Here is a 20,612-nt window from a genome sequence, read left to right on the forward strand (position 1 = left end):
AGATATTCCAGGTGTCCGGCACTTGCCGGATATTTCCCCGAAGGAGCGCACGATGTACGTCAAAGTTGCTGTATTGAAAGAGACTCACCCGCACGAACGACGTGTGGCATTGATACCGCCCCTCTGCGAAAAGTTGCGTGCGCTTGGTGCCCGACTTCATATGCAGTCGGGAGCTGGTGATGCCAGCTTCCTCCCGGACACGGCTTATCAGGACGTTTCTTTTCTGTCCGGCGCGGGACAACTGGTGCACGAAGCCGACGTCGTGCTGGCCGTGCAGGCGCCCTCTCTGGAAGTCGTGGACAAAATGAAACCAGGCTCAGTCCTTTTGTGCTTTGTATACGCGCAAAAGAATACTGCACTGGTACAGCGATTATTGGAGCGCCGCATCACCTGTTTTGCCATGGAGCGTGTGCCACGCATCACTCGCGCTCAGTCAATGGATGCCCTTTCAAGCCAGTCCGCCTTATCGGGTTACTACGCGGTGCAACTCGGGTCGGCTCATATGACACGCATCCTGCCCAAGCTCACCACTGCGGCAGGTATTGTCGGACCCGCATGCGTGCTGGTACTCGGCCTGGGGGTGGCCGGTCTTGAGGCCATTGCCACTGCACATCGCCTGGGCGCCATCGTGGAGGGCTATGACGTCAGACCGGAAACCGAGGAGCAGGCCAAATCACTGGGCGCCAGCTTCGTCAATGTAGGCGTCGATGCTCGCGGCAAAGGTGGCTACGCACGCGAGTTGAGCGCGGCGGAAAAAACCGAGGTTGCCCGAGTCCTGACTGAGCATATCCAGAAGGCTGACCTGGTTATCACCACGGCAGCCATACCGGACCGCCCTTCTCCGCGTCTGATTAGTGCCGAGCAGCTGGCAGGCATGAAACCCGGAGCTGTCGTGGTCGACCTGGGTGCCGAAGGCGGTGGTAACTGCGAAGGCTGTGTGCCCGGGAAGACCATCATGATCGGTCAGGTCACCTTGATGGCACCGCTTAATCTGCCCTCTTCATTGAGTCAGGACGCCAGCACGCTGTATGCGAAAAATCAGTTCAACCTGTTGGCCCTGATGCTGAAGGACAACGTCATCCGTATCGACTGGGATGATCAGGTTCTGTCGCAAACGGCCCTGACCCATGCAGGCAAACTCGTGCATCCGCCGGAGAAAGTCGCCGCAGACCTGAACGCCATGGCTAAGGAGCAAGCCTCTTGAGCATTGTCGGCTTCGTAGGACTTTACATTTTCATGCTCGCCGCATTTACCGGCTGGGTCATCATCGGTCGGGTTCCGGCCATTCTGCACACGCCCTTGATGTCGGGCTCCAACTTTGTTCATGGCATCGTCGTGGTCGGCGGTCTTATTGGATTGCTCGGCGCGGCGACAGCTGCCGAGCAGGTCGCCGGTTTCGTCGCGGTATTGCTCGGTGCAGCCAATGCTGCGGGCGGGTATGCCGTCACCGTTCGAATGTTGGCAATGTTTCAAACAAGCGCACCTGAGATCAAGCGGCGCAAAGCCCATCATTCCGCTACCAAAAAGCCTGAAAAGGCCTGAGGCACAAGCATGCTTATTATCACGTCGCAATGGCTGACAGGGATCGTGTATCTGCTTGCTGCCTTTCTGCTCATCTATGGGTTGTGGCGGATGTCTTCGCCGGTGACTGCAACTGGAGGAATCCGCGTCGCTGGTTGGGGCATGATGGCCGCCGTATTGGTGAGTTTCCTCTACGCTTTTTCGGTCAGCGAGGCCGCTCGACCCGCCCTGCCCGTCAATATCAGTCTGGCCCTTCTGGCGTTACTGCTGGGTGGCGGAGCTGCGTGGTGGAGCGGACGCAAGGCGGCAATGACATCCATGCCGCAAATGGTCGCGCTCTACAACGGTGTAGGTGGTGGTTCAGCGGCCTCCATAGCCGCCATGGAACTGCTGGGCAGTCGAGTACATGATCTCACTGCAATGACCGGAACGTTGCTGGGAGCGTTGATAGGCGCAGTTTCGTTATCGGGCTCCCTGATCGCCTGGGCAAAGCTGGATGGCCGGATCAATAAGCCACTGCGTATCAAAGCGCTGCAACTGATCAATGCGGTGCTGATGCTTGTGACACTTGCCGTGGGTGGCTGGTTGATTTTCGTCATGCGGGAAACTGGCGCCGCGCCAGGCGTCGCTTTCTGGCTTATCGGTCTGTTCTTCGCCTGTGCGCTACTGTTCGGGATTCTCATGACCCTGCCTATAGGTGGCGCGGACATGCCAGTGGTCATCTCCATCTACAACGCATTCACCGGTCTGGCGGTCGGTCTTGAAGGGTTTGTACTGCAGGTTCCGGCGATGATGATTGCCGGCATGCTGGTAGGGGCAGCCGGGATTTTGCTCACGTTACTGATGGCCAAGGCCATGAACCGTACGGTGGCCCATGTGCTATTCGCCCGCTTTGGTGATCAGCCCATCAAGAAAGGCATCGCGATCAAGGGCGAGCTCAAGCCTTCGGCTTCAAGCGACGCGGGCGTCGCCATGCGTTACGCCAGCAAGATCATCATCGTTCCAGGATATGGGTTGGCTGTCGCTCAGGGTCAGCAGAAGCTCTACGAGTTCGTGAAATTGTTGCAGGCGGCTGGCGTGCTGGTGCGCTTCGCCGTACACTCGGTTGCCGGGCGGATGCCTGGGCAAATGGACGTGCTATTGGCAGAGGCCGGCGTGCCCTACGACCTGATTTTTCAGCTGGAGGATATCAATGCAGACTTTCCCGACACCGACCTGGTGCTGGTAATCGGTGCCAACGATGTGGTCAATCCGGCTGCACGCAGTGACAAGTCGTCCCCCATTTACGGCATGCCCATTCTCGATGTCGACAAGGCCCATCACGTGTACGTGGTCAAGCGTGGTGAAGGCAAGGGTTATGCCGGCATCCAGAATGCGCTGTTTTATGCAGACAACTGCAACATGGTTTACGGCGACGCGCAGGCCGTACTGGTGAAGATGATCGAAGCGGTCAGAGGCTTGGGTTAAACGTATTCGATCACAGTTTTTTTGCCGGGCTGGCATTTGCTGACCCGGAAAGCACCACTCATTAGAGGGAGCGTAATGAAAAATACAATGAGAGCGGCGGTTGTCGAAGCCTTTGGAGAACCCTTGGTCATTAAGCATCTGGACATACCCTCCCCAGGCCCCGGGATGATTCTGGTCAAGGTTGAAGCATGCGGTGTGTGTCACACGGATCTGCATGCAGCGCACGGTGACTGGCCTTCGAAGCCCGGTTTACCTTTTACACCGGGGCATGAAGGTATCGGCACGGTTGTGGCGCTGGGCAGCGGAGTAACCGCTGTTCAAATGGGCGAAAGAGTCGGTGTGCCATGGCTGTACTCAGCGTGCGGTCACTGCGAATATTGCCTTCAGGCATGGGAAACCGTTTGCGCGAAAGCAGAGTTCGGCGGCTACACACGCAACGGAGGATTTGCGGAGTACATACTGGCTGATCCGGACTATGTCGCGCACATACCAGCCGGACTCGATCCCTGTGAGGCTGCGCCCATTATCTGCGCCGGGGTCACAACCTACAAAGGCATCAAGGAAGCCGAAGTTCGCCCGGGGCAATGGATTGTCATTTCGGGCGTTGGCGGGTTGGGACATCTTGCCGTCCAGTACGCCAAGGCAATGGGCTTGCGTGTTTGCGCTGTAGACATTGACGAGCAAAAGCTGGCTCACGCAACCGCACTGGGTGCTGAGGCGGTTGTGAATGCCAAAGGCGATGATCCTGTGTCGGCAGTCATTACGGCTACGGACGGTGGTGCTCATGGTGTGCTGATCACGGCGCCATCATTGGGGGCATTCAAGCAGGGTGTAGCGATGACCAGGAAGCTCGGCACGTGCGTTCTGGTAGGTCTGCCTCCCGGTGATTTTCCCATGGCTTTATTTGACGTGGTCGCCAACTGCATCACCGTGCGAGGCTCATTCGTGGGTAACCGTCAGGACATGGCCGAAGCCCTGGCGTTTGCCGCCGAGGGGAAGGTCAAGGCGGACATCGAACGCCAGCCGCTGTCGGCTATAAATGACGTATTTCGCAGGCTGGAAAAGGGTGATGTGGCGTCCAGAGTGGTGATCGACTTCAGCCTTGGCTGATGACCCTCAACGCGGCGTCAGTTCATGTGCGAAGTATCTTTGATCGAAGGCGAGTGCCTGGCCTGCGCCCTTCTTGCCGGCCGGGCACTCGGTCGGTGCTACAAAGGACGGCCTTATGTTAAGAAGTATGCAAGATCTTGAGGACTACATGCTTATTGCTACGGACGGTGACATTGGTAAAGTCAAAGACTTCTATTTCGATGATGAAGCGTGGGTCATCCGCTACCTTATCGTTGACACCGGTTCACGGCTGTCGAGTCGCAGTGTATTGATCTCGCCACTTTCAATCCGACGGCATGATTGGGCGTCCCGACAATTACTCGTCATGGCCGACAGGGACCGCATCAAAAACAGTCCGAGCGTCGGTACCGACGAGCCCGTGTCCCGGCAACATGAAATACAGTACCTGGACTATTACGGCCATCCCTATTACTGGAACGTATCAGAGGTCCGTTCGTCTGCATTCCACCCTGCAGACAATCCTGCACAGGAAGGCAGTCCGGATCATACAAATGCCGAGTGGTCGGATCATCAGGACAACGACCCCCATTTACGCAGTTGCAAGGCGCTCATCGGTTATCACATAAAAGCCACGGATGGCGAGGTCGGACACGTCGAGAGCCTGCTGATCAACGAAGATACGTGGGCGGTTCAGTACCTTGTGGTCAATACCCGGAACTGGTGGGTTGGACAGCACGTACTGATTGCGCCCGAATGGATCGACAGGGTCTCGTGGCAGGATAAGTGGGTGTCTCTGGATCTGGATTGTGCCGCTGTCAGGTCCTCACCCTATTATGAATCGTCCGAGCAGCTGAATCGTGAACGAGAGGCTGCTCTGCATGCGCATTACGGGCGCGTGGGTTATTGGCACGTGTAGGCACCTGGATTGCACTGAATGCCATCGCATAGCGTTAATCCATCGAGCAGCGCCCGCTCCAGCAAGTTGACTACTGGTTTGAATCCCCTCCCCCCGTATGTTGCCGCGATCAACCGATAGCGGCAATGTCGTTGCAGCTGCACCGGCGATAACACGTTATTCCTGATACATATTCGGATGCTTCATGCGGCCAACCATGGCTCTGATCTGCATCATGTCCACTCCAGCGATAATCATCACAATGACACCAGGGTATCAAGCACCTGCAACTGTCCGATTGAATATTGGACGGACCAAACCGGATGATCTTCGAGGTCATTGTGACTGACTCAACGTGTCTGATACTGATCGCATCCCTTCTTCACGAGCGAACACCCGCTTTAGAGCGCGCTATTGCACTAGTGAACGCGGGGCGTAACACCTTGGCCGTAATAGTTCATGATCACCTCAAGTCAAAAAAAATCGACGGTTTCACCCAAGACACCGCTGTCGGTGCGCGCCCTCTCTCACGTCATACCGACGCATTACAGGGCTGGATCGAATCCCTGGCCGCAGAGGAGCGAAGCCTGGGACTTGATGTCAGTGTGCTGAGGATAGAGGGCGATGGAGCATGCACGGCTACAGGGAGTTATATCAATACCATCAGGCCTGCCATGGTGATAAAAGACATTCATCATGAACCTTCGATCAGGCGATATTTCTTGTCTCCGCTGGACTGGTATTTACTGCGTCGATGCCTGTGCCCTATCCAGTTTGTAGCGGGAAGATCACACCGCCTGCCACAAAAGATTCTGGTGGCGGTGAATCTATTCCGCATTGACGATAACAACCTGCACTTCAACGATCAGTTACTCAGGAATGCCTCACGTATGGCTGAGTTATGCCTGGCAGGTCTGCACGTTGTGTATGTGTACGATTGGTCGTCGATTTACGCGTCTGCAAAGCCGGTGTTCGGCCCCCTGCCGATCGAAAGTGAATTTCAACAGGCGTTGAGCGACGGTCTTGAAGCGTCTTTGGTGCAGCTCTGTGAACGCCGCGGTATTCAACAGGATAACCGTCACTTCCTGGCGGGCTCTGTGACGTCAACGCTGCAAGCGTTTGCCGAACGTGGGAATTTTGATCTGCTGGTCATGGGGATCCTGCCCCCCCGTAATGTCAGGAAGGTCATTGGAGGTACCGCAGAGGCCATACTGGTTCATGCGCCGTGCAGCGTGCTGGTGGTGAAGCCCTCAGTCAAAGCGCCCTGAGGCCGTGGTCCCGACCATTAATAAGTGCGCGTAAACTCACAAGGTCGAGGATTTCCACTGCTCGCCCGGAAATCCTGACGATGCCGTGCTCACGCAAATTCGCGATAGCGCGACAGATTGTTTCCAGACGTAACCCCAGGTACGAACCTATGTCTTCCCGGGTCATTCGCAACACAAACGCAGTGTGCGAATAGCCTCGTTTGGCCATGCGGTCCGACAGGTTGAGTAAAAAAGCTGCCATGCGTTCGTCAGCATTTAGGTTGCCCATCAGCAACAACATTTCATGGTCACGGACAATTTCCTGACTGAGTACGCGATTCAGATTGTGTTGAAGTGAGGGAAGCTCGCGGGACAGGCGTTCAAGCTGCGGGAAATGAATAGGGCATACTTCGCTGTCCTCAAGCGCAATCGCGTCGCACATATGTCGGGAATGGCTGATTGCATCGCAACCCAGTAACTCCCCGGACATTTGAAAGCCCGTCAGTTGATCACGGCCGTCTTGCGACGAGAGGGTCGTTTTAAAAAAACCAAAGCGAACCGCGTAAAGTGATAGGAATGGATCACCTGCGTGATAGAGCGCCATGCCCTTCCTGACCTTTAACCGTTGAGGAATAATGGCCGATAAACGATCCGTGTCATTAATGCTCATTCCCACTGACAGGCACGAATCACCGACGCTGCAGTTGGAACACGCTGCCTTGATATATGAAGCTGGAGCGAAGACCTGATGGGCTGTCATATACATATCCTTATTTAATTAAGTCGGCGGCGTGATCGTTGCCGGTTTGCGCTGTCGTTGAACACTTTCCGGACGCTCGACAGTGGGCATGCTCAAACTGACCGTCGGTGCCAGACGTGACGCCTGCACCGCGCTCAAGATCAGAACAGGACAGGACAGGACAGGACAGGACAGGACAACAATATTGTTCTGCACACGTTTAACGCCTGCAGTACTCCATGCCGTAAGCATGGCCAGTTCACGCTCAGTAACATTAGGCGGAGGACTCGCCATTGGGTAGCCTCGGAAACTACCTATGGCTCAACTTACGACAGCGCTGGTAGCCGACTGGGATTCTGCATATCACGGGCTCAGTAGCTCGTTGAGAAGCGCTACGATGCCCTCGACAAGTATGATGCCCCGCTTCTTCGCCTGAGACAGGCTTCGATACGCTTGATGATCGCAGTGAATCATCACGTCTCGCCCCCTGCGCCCAGGAAGTTTGACAGTTACGTCCAGCCCCCTGGGCACCGGGTTTTTCTTTTTGCCCCAGATAAAGTGTATCGTCGCTTTTGTACCATCTGAATTGACATACAGCATGTCGTCTGCGCGTCCGCGTTTTTTACTCCTACTGTCTGGCCTTCACTTCAGGTTACTTAAAAAGAACATGCAGTGGTGCATGCCTGCACAGTAGCCATCTGTCTGCCCCCCAAGGCAGGGTCGGAATGTACCTACAAGAAACGATCACGCCGCGACATGACTGCTCGCCAGCGTCAGACCCTGGATAGGGTCCTCAAAGCCGGCCGACAAAAAACCGAGTCAGAAATCAGCAACCTTGCCCCAGGCAGACGACTGAAAGCGGTCCGGGTGATAAGGCCGCGGGTCGACAATAGGAACAGCACCGCTGACGATGTCGGCGATCAGGTGGCCGGCGCCCGGACCAATTCCAAAGCCATGCCCGCTGAACCCTGCCGCCAGCACCAGGCCTGGCAAACTGGACATTTCGCCGATCCCTGGAACACCGTCAGGCGTGCTGTCAACGTAGCCTGCCCAGGCGGCTTTCACAGATGACGCTTTCAACAACGGGATGAGCTCTACCGCACGCTTGTAGGTCAGCTCGACAGCAGAAGCATCCGGCTTCGGATCGAGAATTCGCATTCTCTCCATCGGCGTCGGCTGGTCCAGCCGCCAGCGCTTCCAGCTTTCATGACCCGAACGCAGCCCATCCAGCCCCCCAGGTGCCAGGTTGCGCCATCTGCGCTGAAACATCGGCAGAAATTGCGTGGCGAAACCGAGTAACTGGGGCGTCAGGTCAACACGGCCACGGCCACTGATGGCCAGCGTGTAGCTGCCATCGAAACGGCGTGTCATCGAGACGCCAGCCGTGTGCAATGCGCTGGGTATTTCTCCGTTCGGTGGTGATACGGAAAGTACGGTCTGACGAATGCTCGCCTGCGGAAAGCGAATACCGTATTGGCGGCAGAAGGACGAGGCCCAGGCGCCAGCGGATAGCACTGCGGTCCTGGTGCGGATCGTGCCTTTTTCAGTCACCACCGCAGACAATCGACCGCCTTCGGTCTCGACGCCACGAACAGCGCAGCCCTGATGCACGGTGCTGCCCAGAGCCATGATTGCGCGCGCGACCGCTGGCGCGGCACGCGACGGGTCAGCAGTACCGTCGGACGGTGAAAACACCCCGCCTTTCCAGTGTTTCCCGGTCGCCCTGCCGTGTTCAGCGGCTTGCGCAGCGCTTAGCATGTGGGTCTCGACGTTGACGGTGCGGGCAAACTCGCCCCATTTCGCCCAGCCGGCAAGTTCCTTTTCGTCGTTGCTCAGATAGAGCAGGCCGCAACGCGTGAATCCTGTCTGCTCACCTGTTTCCGCGCCGAATTGTTCCCACAAGTCCAGGCTTTTAGTGGCCATCGGCAGCTCACGCGCATCGCGATTCTGCTGACGACACCAACCCCAGTTACGACTCGATTGCTCGGCACCGATGCGACCCTTTTCGACCAACGCGACCTTCATGCCACGTTTGGCGAGGTAATACGCGGTAAAGGCACCAATGATGCCGCCGCCAATCACCACTACATCAGCCTCCGTCGGCAGATCGGGAGAGGTTTCTACAGAAATCAAAGGTGCTGGCATCTTCTGGGTATCCGTTGAGAATCTATGTCGGTGATGATGGCACCACATTGTTTTGAACCGGCTCAGGCTCAACTCGGGCAGCCGGCACCATTGCAGTGCAGCACACGAGCCTTCGATCCCGTTCCCTGAACGTATTACAACACCATGAAGCCATACGCGGGAGGTGAAAATAGGGGGCGTGGTGGCACGATCCACCGTTTGGCAAACCAGCCTCGGCATACTGTGCGGAAGAGACTGGTCGGCTGACTGCACATCGGTAACTCTGGCGTTGGCCTCTTTCATGCTGCGCCGAAGATCTACGCAAGGCTTGCTGATTTCGCCGTCCTCAGGTGCACGTTGCAGCACCGTGTCTTCAACTGGCTCGTTTTCTTATTCGAGAACAAGTGTGCCGAGATATTTTTGACCTTGTTAGTCTCCTGTTTATATGGCGTGATTGCAGTTGGCTACTTAATGAGGGACATGGCAAATGCATTGCAAGACACCGGGTAGACATGCCCAACAGAAACGCCCAGAAAACAGAATGACGGAACAGCAAGCCGTAATGATCAAGGGGGCGAGCTGATGTTTCACGTCATGTTCAGCCTGCCTTGCCTGTATGTCATCGTGCGTTATCTATGGCCAATGCCATGGGCGTCACGGACCAGAATTGCCGTCGCCCTGCTGCTGGTCCTTGCCTCGCAATACCACCTGTATTGCCGATTTTCGTCCGGCAGCGTCTTTTCACCGGAATTTCCACGCGACGTTGTGATGTTGTTCAACTGGGCATTTGGCGCGATTCTATTGCTCGCCGTGCTGCAAATCATTGTCGACCTGGGCACGTTGCTGACCATGCTGGCCCGGCGGCGATGGCTGACTGTCCCGACAAAACTGCGCTATGGCATCGGCGTGGCTGCCTTGCTGCTCGCCGCGATCGGCGTTCAGCAGGCCGTGCGTGTGCCGCCGGTGAAGGATATCGAGATCGCAATCAGGAACCTGCCCCCGCAGTTCGATGGCTACAAGGTATTGCAGCTGACGGACATGCACATCAGCCGACTGTTTGATGCGCCGTGGACGCAAGCCGTGGTCAAGGCATCAAACGCTCTGGGGGTCGATCTGATCGTCATCACGGGGGATCTGATCGATGGCTCGCTCAGCAACCGCAAACAGGATATCGATGCCTTGCGTAACCTGCGTGCGCCGGACGGCGTTTATGTGATACCCGGCAACCACGAGTATTTCTTCGATAATCAGGCGTGGATGCAGCATTTCGTCTCCTTGGGAATGGTGCCCCTCGCGAACAGCCACACCCTGATCGAACGCGACGGCGCCCAGATTGCACTCGCTGGCGTCACGGATGTGACGGCACCGAAAACCGGATTCCCCGCTCCTGATGTTCAAAAGGCCATAGCCGGCATAGCGCAGGACATGCCGATCATCCTGCTCGACCATCAACCAAGGAACGCGCGGGAAACAGCCACTCAAGGAGTGGCGCTGCAACTCTCCGGCCATACCCACGGTGGAATGATCTTTGGTCTTCACCGACTGCTGGCCCTGGCCAACGGGGGATTTGTATCGGGGCTTTATGATGTCGACGGTATGCAACTGTACGTCAACAACGGCACCGCACTCTGGCCCGGATTCGCCATCCGCCTCGGCCAACCCTCGGAGCTGACACGTATTACGCTTCGAAAGGCGCCGGAGGCATAATCACCTTGAGCAATCAGTAGACCAAGGCAAGGTACGGACTGTGCCAGGACGCAGTAATGCCTGACAGGCAGGCATCTGCGCCCTACTCTCAGCCTCGCTCAAACTCGATCAGCACCTTGCCTAGGTGGTTCGCGGCTGCGAAATAAGCATATGCCGAGGGTGCGTCATCGAACTTGAAGGTCTTGGCGACCACTGTTTCTATAGCGTTTGCTTCGACTGCGCGAATCAGGTCGACGAACATCTTGCGGCTGCCGTTGGCAATACCCCGGATGGTCACGTTTTTGATGATAAGGGACAGGTAATCGGGAATCGGAGAGTGCTGGCCGGGTGTCACAGCTATCACTGCAATCCGCCCGTTGACGGCGGCAGCTGCGATGGACTGGCCCAGGGTGTCCTGGCCTCCGGTTTCGATAATGATGTCGGCTCCGGCGTTATCGCTGAGCGCCATGAGCTGCGCAGCCCATTCAGGGTGCTTGCGGTAATTGATGGTGAAGTCCGCACCCAACTGGCGGGCAATTTCCAGCTTCTCGTCACTTGATGAGGTGATCGCTACGCGCGCGCCGTTGAGTTTGGCGAGCTTAAGGGCGGCCAGAGCCACCCCGCCGGTGCCCAGACAAAGGACGAGCTCGCCCGGCTTGACCTTGCACACCTCGATCAGAGCGTTCCATGCGGTCAGGCCAGCAGATGCAAGCGCGGCAACATCTTTATCGGCCAGCGATTCCGGCACGCGAATCAATGCAGCGGCGGGCAATACAACTTTTTCAGCCAGCCAGCCGTCGTGTGTTACGCCGACGTCATGAGCGAAAACGCTGCTCCGGAATTCACCTTCCAGCCAGTTTGGAAAGTGACCGCAGATAACCCGGTCGCCCGGTTTGACCTGGCTGACGCCCTCGCCGACAGCGATGACCTCACCCACGCCCTCGGACATGGGAATGCGCTCGGGTGCCTGCTTGGCACCGTATACACCACGGAGAATTTGAACGTCCCGGCTGATGAGACTCACCAGGCGAGGGGCTACAACAGCTTCTCCTGGCCCGGCAATCGGTTCAGGTCGAGTGGTCGGAGTCAGTGCATCCAGGCCTTGTTGAGATCCGATCTGAAAAGCTTTCATCAAAATAACCCTTATATCGTCATCGTCGTCACCGCTGTTCAATTACCACAGCAGGACGGGAAATATATCGCTACGCGTCTCGATGACTATACAGCACTGCTTTGCTCTCTGATCGGCCCGACAAGCTGGTTCGTTGACACTAAGGCAGTCACCTGACTGCCTGTCCGACCAATTACAGCTAGCTCGAACGCTGATTAACAAAACGGCTGACGGCGGTTACTACAGTGTTTGCGCCTTGCTGGATCTCCTGAATGACACGGTCTGCGTCGTTAGCCAATACCAGTGCCTCGGATGCCTGTTCGGTACTGCGTACAATGACGGCCACGGCCTCTGACGCCAGGCTTTGATTCTTCTTCACCACGTTGACAATTTCTTCCGCTGCCTTGGTCGTGCGCGAGGCCAGCTGGCGTACTTCGTCGGCCACTACCGCGAAGCCCCTGCCCTGTTCGCCCGCCCTGGCGGCTTCAATGGCTGCGTTCAATGCCAGCAGATTGGTTTGCTCGGCGATCCCGCTGATGGTTTTTATAATCGTTCCGATGACCTGACTTTGAGCGTCCAGTGCCTCGATGCCTTGCGTGGCCTCCTCCATCGAGAGGGTCAGTTGACCTAATGTGTGCAAGGTGTCGTTGATGACCTTGCGCCCCTGCCGGGCACTGCTGTCCGTATCAATAGACGTCTGATAGGCCATGTCCGATGCTTCAGCAACAGCTTTTTCGCGTTCAACCTGTTCAGTAATAACCGTCGCAAACTTGGCAATTTTGTAGAGCTTGCCGTTGGCGTCGGTTATAGGGTTATAGGACGCCTCCAGCCAGACATCACGGCCAGACTTGTCAACTCGTCTAAAGCGATCAACGATAAATTCACCGCGACGCAGTCTTTCCCAGAAATGGGTGTAGGCGTCAGAAGTCGACTCTTCAGGCAAACAGAAAATCTTGTGATGTTTTCCCTTTATTTGATGTAACTCATAACCCATCGCCTTCAGAAAATTATTATTGGCGCCAATGACAATTCCTTCGAGGGTAAAGTCGATAACGGCTGTAGACCGTTGCAACGCATTGACCAGCGCCTCATTTTCACGCGAGGCTTCAATCGTTCGGGTCAGAACGCTTGAGTACAACGCGATCTGCTCCACGCCGCCCGTTTCATTTTTAAAGGGGACTACCACCGTCCTCAGCCAGACCCTGGCCCCTGTCTTGCTGATCAGCCGCAACGTGCCGCTAAAATGCTTGGCGTCCCGAATTGCAGTCAGAGCGCGCTTCTGATGAGCATCACCGCTCAACTCTGGCGGGCTAAGTTCAGACAGACTACGACCCGCAATCTCGCCTTGTGAATAGCTCATCTCGGTTTCGAACAGGCCGTTGACAGTCTGTACCTTGCCCGACGCGTCCAGAACGACGGCAACGGTCTCCAGATTCAGGATTTGCCCGGCTTGTTCAAGCATGGCAAGGCGGCGCTCCAATGCCTGGTTGGTCTTTTTCAACTGAGAATTAAACATTGCGGCTATCCGATACAGATGGGGGTTGCAGTCTTCATCGGTCATCAAATAACAATCTTGAGTATGGCCATCAAACTTAATACAAAAATAGCGTGCCTATCATCCGATAGGCGAGTATGGGATCCAAACTTTATATCCGAATGATTAAAAAATAATTCATCTATTAACGGACGGCAGTGGCATGAGCTCAATAAGTGTTTTTCAACATGAGTGGTCACTGTGGACGCTGGCGGCTTGCATATTCTCCATTCAGCCTGTCCATAAACTCTTCACGCCGCTTTTTATCCGCCTCCTCTTTCGCCAGCAACCCAGGCAATAACTCAGTGGCCTGCTGTGGACTCAGGATAAACACCCCGTCATCGTCGCCAATGGCAATATCACCCGGATTAACGATAACCCCACTTATATTGACCGCCCCGTTAAGCTCACCGCTCTCTCCCAGACTGCGCGTCGTCACGGCGCTGATGCCACGACTGAACACCGGCAGGCGGTGTTCGCGTATAGCTGCAACGTCTGTCACGGCCCCCGACACGACCACCCCAGCCAACCCCTTTATCAGCCCGGCCAGGGCACGTAACTCGCCCCAGCAGGCGCAGTGTTCATCACCAACGCACTCGATTACCAGCACGTCGCCGGGCAGGCTGTTCAGCAATGCGTCGCGGAGAATACTGCCGTCTGGCAACTGGACTTTTACGGTCACCACATTGCCGACCACTCGAGCACCGTCGAACAATGGCCTGATACCGCGCAGATAACCGCTGTCGCTCAGGTGGCCTATGGTGGATGCTGCAATGCCACGGAATTGCTCGATGACGGCATCGCTGAGTTGTTGTTGACGGTGTGCAATCTGTTTGTTCATTGACATTTCTTTGGCCTCAACAAAGGGCAGGTAGAGCAGTATTCGACGGGGTTGCTGGCATCGTAATAAAAGCAGCAAGTACGACGGAAACGGATACTTTTGCCCTCAGCCTCAAGCAAAACCGGCGGGCGTCTGAAGTGTTTAAGGGGGTTGTAACTTAATCCGAACAGCGACGGTTCGGCCTCATTCAACAGCCAGTCGAAATCGGCCTGGTAACGCTCGCGAATGACCGGGTCTTCAACGTTGTCCATGCGTTTGTCGTACAGCGAATAAACGCGCACTGCAGTGTTTTCCCAGAGAATGCGTCGGGAAATACCGCTGACCCGATTGAAGGTTTCCCACAGCGGCTGGAGCAAATCCCGAAACAGAGTGCCAACAATCGTTTCACGCCATGCCTCGCGTTCACCCGCGCCGTGACACATAGGGGTTATGTCAGCCAAAGGCATGCAAGAGGTCCAGAGGCCATCATCGTGACCGTACTCAATAACGCTGTTGTCCAGCGACAGGATCAGGCCCTTGTCGTAAATCGACATGGCGTACAGACAGGCGCCGGTGCTCAGGAAGGAAAAACGTTTGGCCAGCAGTGACGCGGTGATCGCCAGGGTTGGCGAGCCGATGATCGGCCCCAGGGTGTTGAGCATTTGCTCGCACACTTCATCGTCCAGCAACGCACTGGCTGGCAATGAGCGAGGATCACGCTCATCCGCCTGCCTGAGCCGCAGAGCACCGGACAGCAGCGCCCACTCCGATTCGCTGAACGTGCTGGCCAGGCTCATTGCGGCAGTTCCCGGCCAAAGGGAATGCACAGCGGTGTACCGAAGAACGGATCGGCGATGATCCGGCAATTGAGGCCGAACACCTGCTTGACCAATGCTTCGCTGAGGATATCTGCGGGACGGCCCTGAGCGAATGCGCTGCGCTGGTGGACCGCGACCATGTGATCGGCGTAGCGGCACGCCAGGTTCAGGTCATGCAACACCATGACGATGGTTTTGCCTTGCTGGCGATTGAGGTCGCGTAGCAGGTCCAGCACTTCGATCTGATGGGCCAGGTCGAGAAAGGTCGTCGGTTCGTCGAGAAGCACGAGGTCGGTGTCCTGTGCCAGGGTCATGGCAATCCACGCACGCTGACGCTGGCCACCTGACAAGGCATCCACCGGCCGCTCGGCGAGGTCCTGCATGCCGGTCTGCGCCAAGGCCAGCTCAACCATGGCTTCATCCTGCACCGACCATTGCTGCATCCAGTTCTGATACGGATAGCGCCCCAACGCTACCAGCTGGCGCACGCTGATCCCCTCGGGTGCGCTGGGCATCTGCGGCAAAATCGCCAGTTCGCGGGCGACGGTGGCGGTGGACTTCTGATGAATATCCGCACCATTGAGCAGCACGCTGCCCTGCTGCGGCTTGAGCAGGCGCGCCAGGGACTTGAGCAAGGTACTTTTGCCACAGCCGTTGCTGCCGATCAACACCGTCACCTGGCCTGCGGGCAGTTGCAGATCGAGGCTGTCGATGATCACCTGGCGCTGGTAACTCAGGGTCAGGTCATGGGTTGCGATGGACGCCATCCGTAATTCCTTAATGCCGCTGGTTAATCAATAGATACAGAAAAAACGGTGTGCCCAACACCGCAACAAAAATCCCGGCTGGCAGATCCAGCGGCAGGAACAGCGTACGGCCAGCCAGATCGGCGAGCATGACCAGATTGGCACCGATCAGCGCGGCCATCAGTGCCTGACCGGTAAACCCCGGCGGCATCAGGCGCTTGGCAATGTGCGGCGCGATCAGCCCGACAAAGGCAATCGCCCCGCCCCAGGCAACCGCCAGACCGGCCAGTGCAACGCTCACCAGCAACAACCCGCCACGCAACCACTGCACGCGTACGCCAATGCCCTGGGCCAGATCGTCATCCAGTTGCTGCATGCGCACTTGGCGGGCGAGCAGTACCAGCAGTGGCAGGGTCAGCAACAGCCAGCCTGCCAGCGCGCGTGGTTCCGGCCAACTGGCACCATACACGCTCCCGGTCAGCCAGACGTAGGCCGACAAGGTGGTGGTCAGCGGGCTGAACACCAGAATGAACGTGGTGACCGCCGCCAACAGCGCAGACACCCCGACCCCGATCAATACCATGCGCAACGGCGAGGCGCCCTGATTCCAGGCCAACAGGTAGATCACCAATGCGGCGAGACCCGCACCGGAAATGGCCGCCAGCGGCAGGAATTGTGCGCCCAGTGCAGCCGAAAAAAAGGACAGATACAGCACCGCCGCGGCGCTGGCACCGCTGGTGATACCCAGCAGGTCCGGCGAGGCCAGCGGGTTGCGGATGATGCTTTGCAGAATCAGCCCGGACACCGCCAGTGCCGCGCCCACCAACGCTGCCAGTGCCAGACGCGGCATGCGCAGTTGCTCGACGATGAACACCAGGCTGGGGTCGGCGTGACCGGAAAACACACTTATCAGGGTGGCAGGCGACAGATTGATCTTGCCCACCGCCAGCGAACCCAGTGCCGTCAGCGCTGTGAGCGTGACGGCAACCGCCAGACGCATCACCACGGTCAGGCTGAACTGCCGGGAGAAGCCGCGATAACGCAGCGTGAGGTGCTTATCCATAACGCGCACCCCGGCGTACCAGCGCAATGAAGAATGGCGCGCCGAACAGCGCGGTCATGACGCCGACCGGCACTTCCTGAGGCACAATCACTACCCGCGCCAGCGTGTCGGCGAGCAGCAACAGGGTGGCGCCCAGCACCGCGCAGCCGGGCAGCAGCCAGCGATGATCGATGGACAGCGTCTTGCGTACCATGTGTGGCACCAGCAGCCCGATGAAACCGATGCTCCCCGCCAACGCCACGGCGCTACCGGCCAGAACGATGATCACCAGACTCATCAGCAAGCGAATCAGACCGGTCCGCTGGCCCAGAGCGGTGGCGATGGCTTCGCCGGTATTGAGCACGTTGACCTGCCCCGCCAGCACCCACGATCCGCCCAGAGCGAGTACCACACACACCAGCAGGGGCGCCGCCGTGGCCAGATCACGTTCCGAGAGAGAACCCGCCAGCCAGAACAGCACGGTGTCCAGACCGTCCTGATTGACCACCAGCAATGCCTGACTGAACGCTGTGAACAGTGCGGTAATGGCAGCACCTGCCAGCACGATCCGTAACGGATTGAGACTGCCCTGCCCCCGATTGCCAATCACCCAGACAAGGGTCCCCGCCACGGCCGCGCCGATAAAGGCGCACCACAGCCACTGGCTCATTGACGTCAGGCTGAGCAGCGAAGAACAGGCGATGATGGCAAACGTCGCCCCTGCATTGATCCCGAACAGCCCCGGCGAGGCCAGCGGGTTGCGGGTCAGGGCCTGCATCAGAGCGCCTGCCACTGCCAGACTTGAACCCACGGCTATGGCCATCAGGGTGCGAGTCAGCCGGGTATCGAGCAGTACATGCTGAACAGGATTCAAGACATCAGGCTGCCAGAAGCTTGCAACAATCGCAGACGGCGAGATCCAGACGGCCCCGGTTGCCAGGCTCAACCCCATGCACAGCAAAAGCAGCAAGGCACCCAATACCAGTTTTACCGATAAGGTCATGAGGTGCTGTCCGCCATCACCACACGGGAGATTTCGTCGAGCATGCGGTTGGCACCCAGGATACCGCCGGACAGGCTCCAGGCGACTGCATCGACGCGCCACACTTGGTGCTCCTGAGGAGCGCGCAACTGTTGCCAGAATGGGTGCTGGACCAGTTTGTCGTAGTTTTGCTGCGCGGTTTTACTGTCCGCGCGCTGGAAGATAAAGAACAGGTCGGCATCGACCACAGGCAAACTCTCTTTGCTGCTGAGTTTAAGGGATACGCCCTGTGCCTCGCGGGCGGCGGGCGTCCAGGCAAAACCCAGTTCGCTGAGCACCGAACCGGCAAAGCTGGCAGGCAGATAGCTGCGGATATGGTCTTCGCGAATATCGAGCACCGACACTGTGATAGGCCAGCGACCGGCAAATTTCGCCTGCAACTGGCCGCGCAGCTCCGCGACACGCTGCTGCCACTCCCCGAGCAGTTGCATGGCTTGCGACTGCCGATCAAGCGCTGCACCCATCATCGCCAGCGTGCGCTTGAATTCGAACACCTCTTCGAGCATCAGCACCGGACCTATCTGCTCCAGCAATGGCGCAATACGCTGATGGCGAAAGCGTGATGCGACGATCAGGTCCGGCTTGAGCAAGACGATGTCTTCCAGACTCGGCTGGGTTTCCAGCCCCACGTGCGGCACCGCCGCCAGCGCCGGGCGCAGGTAGCGGTACATCGGTTTTTCGCTCCAGGAATCCACAATTCCACAGGGCGTCACGCCCAATGCCACTGCGCTGTCGGAAGCCCCCTGGAACAACGTGACTATTCTCAAAGGCCTCAACGGCGCTGCCCAGGCAAGCCCGGGCAACGCCAGTAACCCCAACGAAAGGCGCAACACCGTGCGCCGCGAAGGATGTAGGGACTGCTCAGGACTCACGGCGTAACCTGTGGAACGGGTTGACCACCTCGCCCTTGCCGAACGGCATGCTGCCCGGCCCGCCAGCACGCTCGATCATCGGCGTGAGCAGCAGTTTCTGGGGCCAGTTCGGTGCGTCGAACAGTTGATGGCGGATCATGGCGCGAGCCTCGTCGTCGAATTCGATGGTGGTGACCAGATTATCCAGAACATCGCGCAGCACAGTCCACAACGCCGTTACCGGCACTTCGTAAACCTGGGCAAGTGTATCCATGATTGCCCGCACGTTGACCTGAATACCCAGGGTCTGCAGCCAGAACAGCAGATCCTCGGGGCGCTCATGATAAAGGGTATTGGCATGACCTTTCTTGATTCGATATTCCGGGTCATGCATGCCATTGCGCTCCAGCCACGGCACGAAGATACGCAATGAGTCATGATCGCGCAGCAACAACCCTTGTGCCTGACCGGCTTTCCAGACCATGACTGCGTTTTGGCCATGCACCTCGCCAAGCATGCCGAGGCGGAACATGCGCAGGTTGATGTCGAAGAAACTGTGGCTCAATTCGCGGAACAGGGTCAGCACGGAGGCCTGATTGCACGGCAGGTCGCGATACTCCATCCATTCATCGAAGAAATGCCGATTGCTGCCCGGTAACGGCGTGCCCAGCGCGGCCATCGGTAGTAGACGGCACTCCGGATCGTCCAGCAAAGCCGATGGATAGCGACGGACCATTGCCGACAGGTGCCGTGGCGCCTCGTCGAACAGGGTCGCTTGCGGCGGCATGAACGCCCACCATTTGCCCTCGTCGCACAGGTGCAGCGAGCGGCTCAGGGTTTCGTCCTTGTCGACCACCTCACGCAGCAGTTTCTCGCTCAGCTCGCCGTTGATCATCTTCACGGCGGGCAGGTAACGGGACGCACCCAGGGAATAGATAGCCATCGGCAGCTTGAGGTAATCCGCGCTGTCGAAGCACGGCGTCATCGAACGCAGCGATGAAGTGGCATACACCGTTGCCTGGGTGAATGTAAGACGCTGGCACTCGCCCTTGGCGAACACATCGCCGAGTTGCGCCTCCAGAACGTGCTCGAACTGCCAGGGATGAACCGGCAGCGCCACGTGGCTGCTCGCGATGCCACGCTGTTGCAGCTCTTGCTCGAGCTCGGCTTGCAGGTTTTGCGGCAATAGATAGCGTGCCGGGAACGAGGCATTTACATCACCTACACCGCCACCGCATTGCAGCAAGTTCTTGTCGACGGCAACCCAGTTCAGCGCCACCGGTTGGGCGAACTCGGCCTGATACTGACGGTATTCCTGCTCGTTCAGCCCCTGCTTGGCCTTGGCCAGCGGATGATACGGGCGATCGCGCAGCGAGGCCCACTGTTCCATGGTGCGGAAGAAGGTTGCACCGTCCTGCGCCATCAGGTCGTGGTGGTCGACTTTGTGATCCTGTGATAGTGCGGTCTGCCAGACGCTGATTCGCAGGACGTCGAGAAACAGCGCAATGCCTTTTTCGTTTTCTTCGCGCTGGCTGGCCTGAAGCTGCGTTGCCTTGCCGGCAAACACCCACTTCATGAAATCTTCCGGGGAGAGCTGCATCCAGCGCTCATCCTGACGACCGAGCACCGGGGTGCCGGGCACTTTTTCCCACTGTTGGGTAATGCCGGGGCGCAACGCGATGCTGATGAAGCGCTGTTCGGACGCATCGCAACACCATTCCCAGACTTGCTGTGCGGCGCTTTGCTCCGCCAGTTGCGGAGCCTGCGGGTGACGCGCTTGCCAGTGAGCCGTGTCCTGCAGACTCAATGGCTCGCGGCCAAAAAAGTCTTCAGCCAGCAGGCAATCGACCAGATCCTGCATGACCAGGTCAGCGGCGAGTGAAATGAAGTTCATCGGA

At 57.6% G+C, this 20,612-nt stretch carries 18 protein-coding genes and 1 pseudogene; 7 read left to right on the forward strand and 12 right to left on the reverse strand.

What is annotated here, in order from left to right; genetic code table 11:
• Positions 1 to 52: 52 nt before the first annotated feature.
• The 6 genes from N018_RS13955 to N018_RS13980 all read left to right on the forward strand — a co-directional run bounded on the left by N018_RS13955 (position 53) and on the right by N018_RS13980 (position 6,222).
• Complete coding sequence (locus N018_RS13955; protein WP_025389987.1) at positions 53 to 1,204, forward strand: NAD(P) transhydrogenase subunit alpha; 1,152 nt, start codon at positions 53 to 55, stop codon at positions 1,202 to 1,204.
• Positions 1,201 to 1,542 carry an NAD(P) transhydrogenase subunit alpha gene (locus tag N018_RS13960; protein ID WP_024643785.1) on the forward strand — a complete coding sequence of 114 codons (342 nt, stop codon included), beginning with the start codon at positions 1,201 to 1,203 and terminating at the stop codon, positions 1,540 to 1,542. The genes N018_RS13955 and N018_RS13960 overlap by 4 nt, the downstream gene beginning before the upstream one ends.
• Before the next feature lie 9 nt (positions 1,543 to 1,551).
• Positions 1,552 to 2,988, forward strand: a complete 1,437-nt coding sequence (locus tag N018_RS13965; RefSeq protein WP_024643786.1) for an NAD(P)(+) transhydrogenase (Re/Si-specific) subunit beta — start codon at positions 1,552 to 1,554, stop codon at positions 2,986 to 2,988.
• 75 nt (positions 2,989 to 3,063) lie between these two features.
• Positions 3,064 to 4,098, forward strand: a complete 1,035-nt coding sequence (adhP, locus tag N018_RS13970) for an alcohol dehydrogenase AdhP (RefSeq protein ID WP_024643787.1) — start codon at positions 3,064 to 3,066, stop codon at positions 4,096 to 4,098.
• A gap of 115 nt (positions 4,099 to 4,213) precedes the next feature.
• Positions 4,214 to 4,975, forward strand: coding sequence for a PRC-barrel domain-containing protein (locus tag N018_RS13975; protein ID WP_024643788.1), 762 nt, complete (start codon positions 4,214 to 4,216; stop codon positions 4,973 to 4,975).
• Between the two features lie 302 nt (positions 4,976 to 5,277).
• A complete protein-coding gene (locus N018_RS13980; RefSeq protein ID WP_024643789.1) occupies positions 5,278 to 6,222 on the forward strand; it encodes a universal stress protein in 945 nt (314 codons plus the stop codon).
• Here the strand turns inward: N018_RS13980 and N018_RS13985 are convergent.
• Positions 6,209 to 6,961, reverse strand: coding sequence for a helix-turn-helix domain-containing protein (locus N018_RS13985; protein WP_025389988.1), 753 nt, complete (start codon positions 6,959 to 6,961; stop codon positions 6,209 to 6,211). The two genes, N018_RS13980 and N018_RS13985, sit on opposite strands and share 14 nt — an antisense overlap.
• Positions 6,962 to 7,759: 798 nt before the next feature.
• Positions 7,760 to 9,085 (reverse strand): NAD(P)/FAD-dependent oxidoreductase, encoded by a 1,326-nt coding sequence (locus N018_RS13995; RefSeq protein WP_024643792.1) that lies wholly within the window; start codon positions 9,083 to 9,085, stop codon positions 7,760 to 7,762.
• Between the two features lie 561 nt (positions 9,086 to 9,646).
• On the opposite strand from N018_RS13995, the gene N018_RS14000 reads away from it, so the two are divergent.
• Entirely contained in the window at positions 9,647 to 10,771 is a 1,125-nt protein-coding gene (locus N018_RS14000) for a metallophosphoesterase (RefSeq protein ID WP_025389989.1), read from the forward strand.
• 88 nt (positions 10,772 to 10,859) lie between these two features.
• Here N018_RS14000 and N018_RS14005 read toward each other — a convergent pair whose 3' ends face one another.
• From N018_RS14005 to N018_RS14045, 10 genes and pseudogenes are all read right to left on the reverse strand, one after another.
• The gene (locus N018_RS14005) at positions 10,860 to 11,882 is read right to left on the reverse strand and encodes a zinc-dependent alcohol dehydrogenase family protein (RefSeq protein ID WP_025389990.1); all 1,023 of its coding nucleotides are present in this window, start codon (positions 11,880 to 11,882) and stop codon (positions 10,860 to 10,862) included.
• A gap of 178 nt (positions 11,883 to 12,060) precedes the next feature.
• Positions 12,061 to 12,570 carry a methyl-accepting chemotaxis protein gene (locus tag N018_RS28620; RefSeq protein WP_418903481.1) on the reverse strand — a complete coding sequence of 170 codons (510 nt, stop codon included), beginning with the start codon at positions 12,568 to 12,570 and terminating at the stop codon, positions 12,061 to 12,063.
• Between the two features lie 30 nt (positions 12,571 to 12,600).
• Positions 12,601 to 13,422: pseudogene (locus N018_RS28625) on the reverse strand (PAS domain-containing protein); the annotation flags it as partial.
• A gap of 169 nt (positions 13,423 to 13,591) precedes the next feature.
• Complete coding sequence (locus tag N018_RS14015; protein ID WP_080265605.1) at positions 13,592 to 14,236, reverse strand: RraA family protein; 645 nt, start codon at positions 14,234 to 14,236, stop codon at positions 13,592 to 13,594.
• Positions 14,233 to 15,012, reverse strand: a complete 780-nt coding sequence (locus tag N018_RS14020) for an IucA/IucC family C-terminal-domain containing protein (RefSeq protein ID WP_025389991.1) — start codon at positions 15,010 to 15,012, stop codon at positions 14,233 to 14,235. Before N018_RS14020 ends, N018_RS14015 begins: the two co-directional genes overlap by 4 nt.
• Complete coding sequence (locus N018_RS14025) at positions 15,009 to 15,800, reverse strand: ABC transporter ATP-binding protein (protein WP_025389992.1); 792 nt, start codon at positions 15,798 to 15,800, stop codon at positions 15,009 to 15,011. Before N018_RS14025 ends, N018_RS14020 begins: the two co-directional genes overlap by 4 nt.
• A gap of 10 nt (positions 15,801 to 15,810) precedes the next feature.
• A complete protein-coding gene (locus tag N018_RS14030; protein WP_025389993.1) occupies positions 15,811 to 16,842 on the reverse strand; it encodes a FecCD family ABC transporter permease in 1,032 nt (343 codons plus the stop codon).
• Complete coding sequence (locus N018_RS14035) at positions 16,835 to 17,824, reverse strand: FecCD family ABC transporter permease (protein WP_025389994.1); 990 nt, start codon at positions 17,822 to 17,824, stop codon at positions 16,835 to 16,837. Before N018_RS14035 ends, N018_RS14030 begins: the two co-directional genes overlap by 8 nt.
• On the reverse strand, positions 17,821 to 18,735 hold the full coding sequence (locus N018_RS14040) for an ABC transporter substrate-binding protein (RefSeq protein WP_024643801.1): 915 nt from the start codon (positions 18,733 to 18,735) through the stop codon (positions 17,821 to 17,823). The genes N018_RS14035 and N018_RS14040 overlap by 4 nt, the downstream gene beginning before the upstream one ends.
• Complete coding sequence (locus N018_RS14045; protein WP_025389995.1) at positions 18,725 to 20,608, reverse strand: IucA/IucC family protein; 1,884 nt, start codon at positions 20,606 to 20,608, stop codon at positions 18,725 to 18,727. The genes N018_RS14040 and N018_RS14045 overlap by 11 nt, the downstream gene beginning before the upstream one ends.
• Positions 20,609 to 20,612 lie beyond the last annotated feature (4 nt).

This window comes from Pseudomonas syringae CC1557 (assembly GCF_000452705.1).
Taxonomy (GTDB): domain Bacteria; phylum Pseudomonadota; class Gammaproteobacteria; order Pseudomonadales; family Pseudomonadaceae; genus Aquipseudomonas; species Aquipseudomonas syringae_F.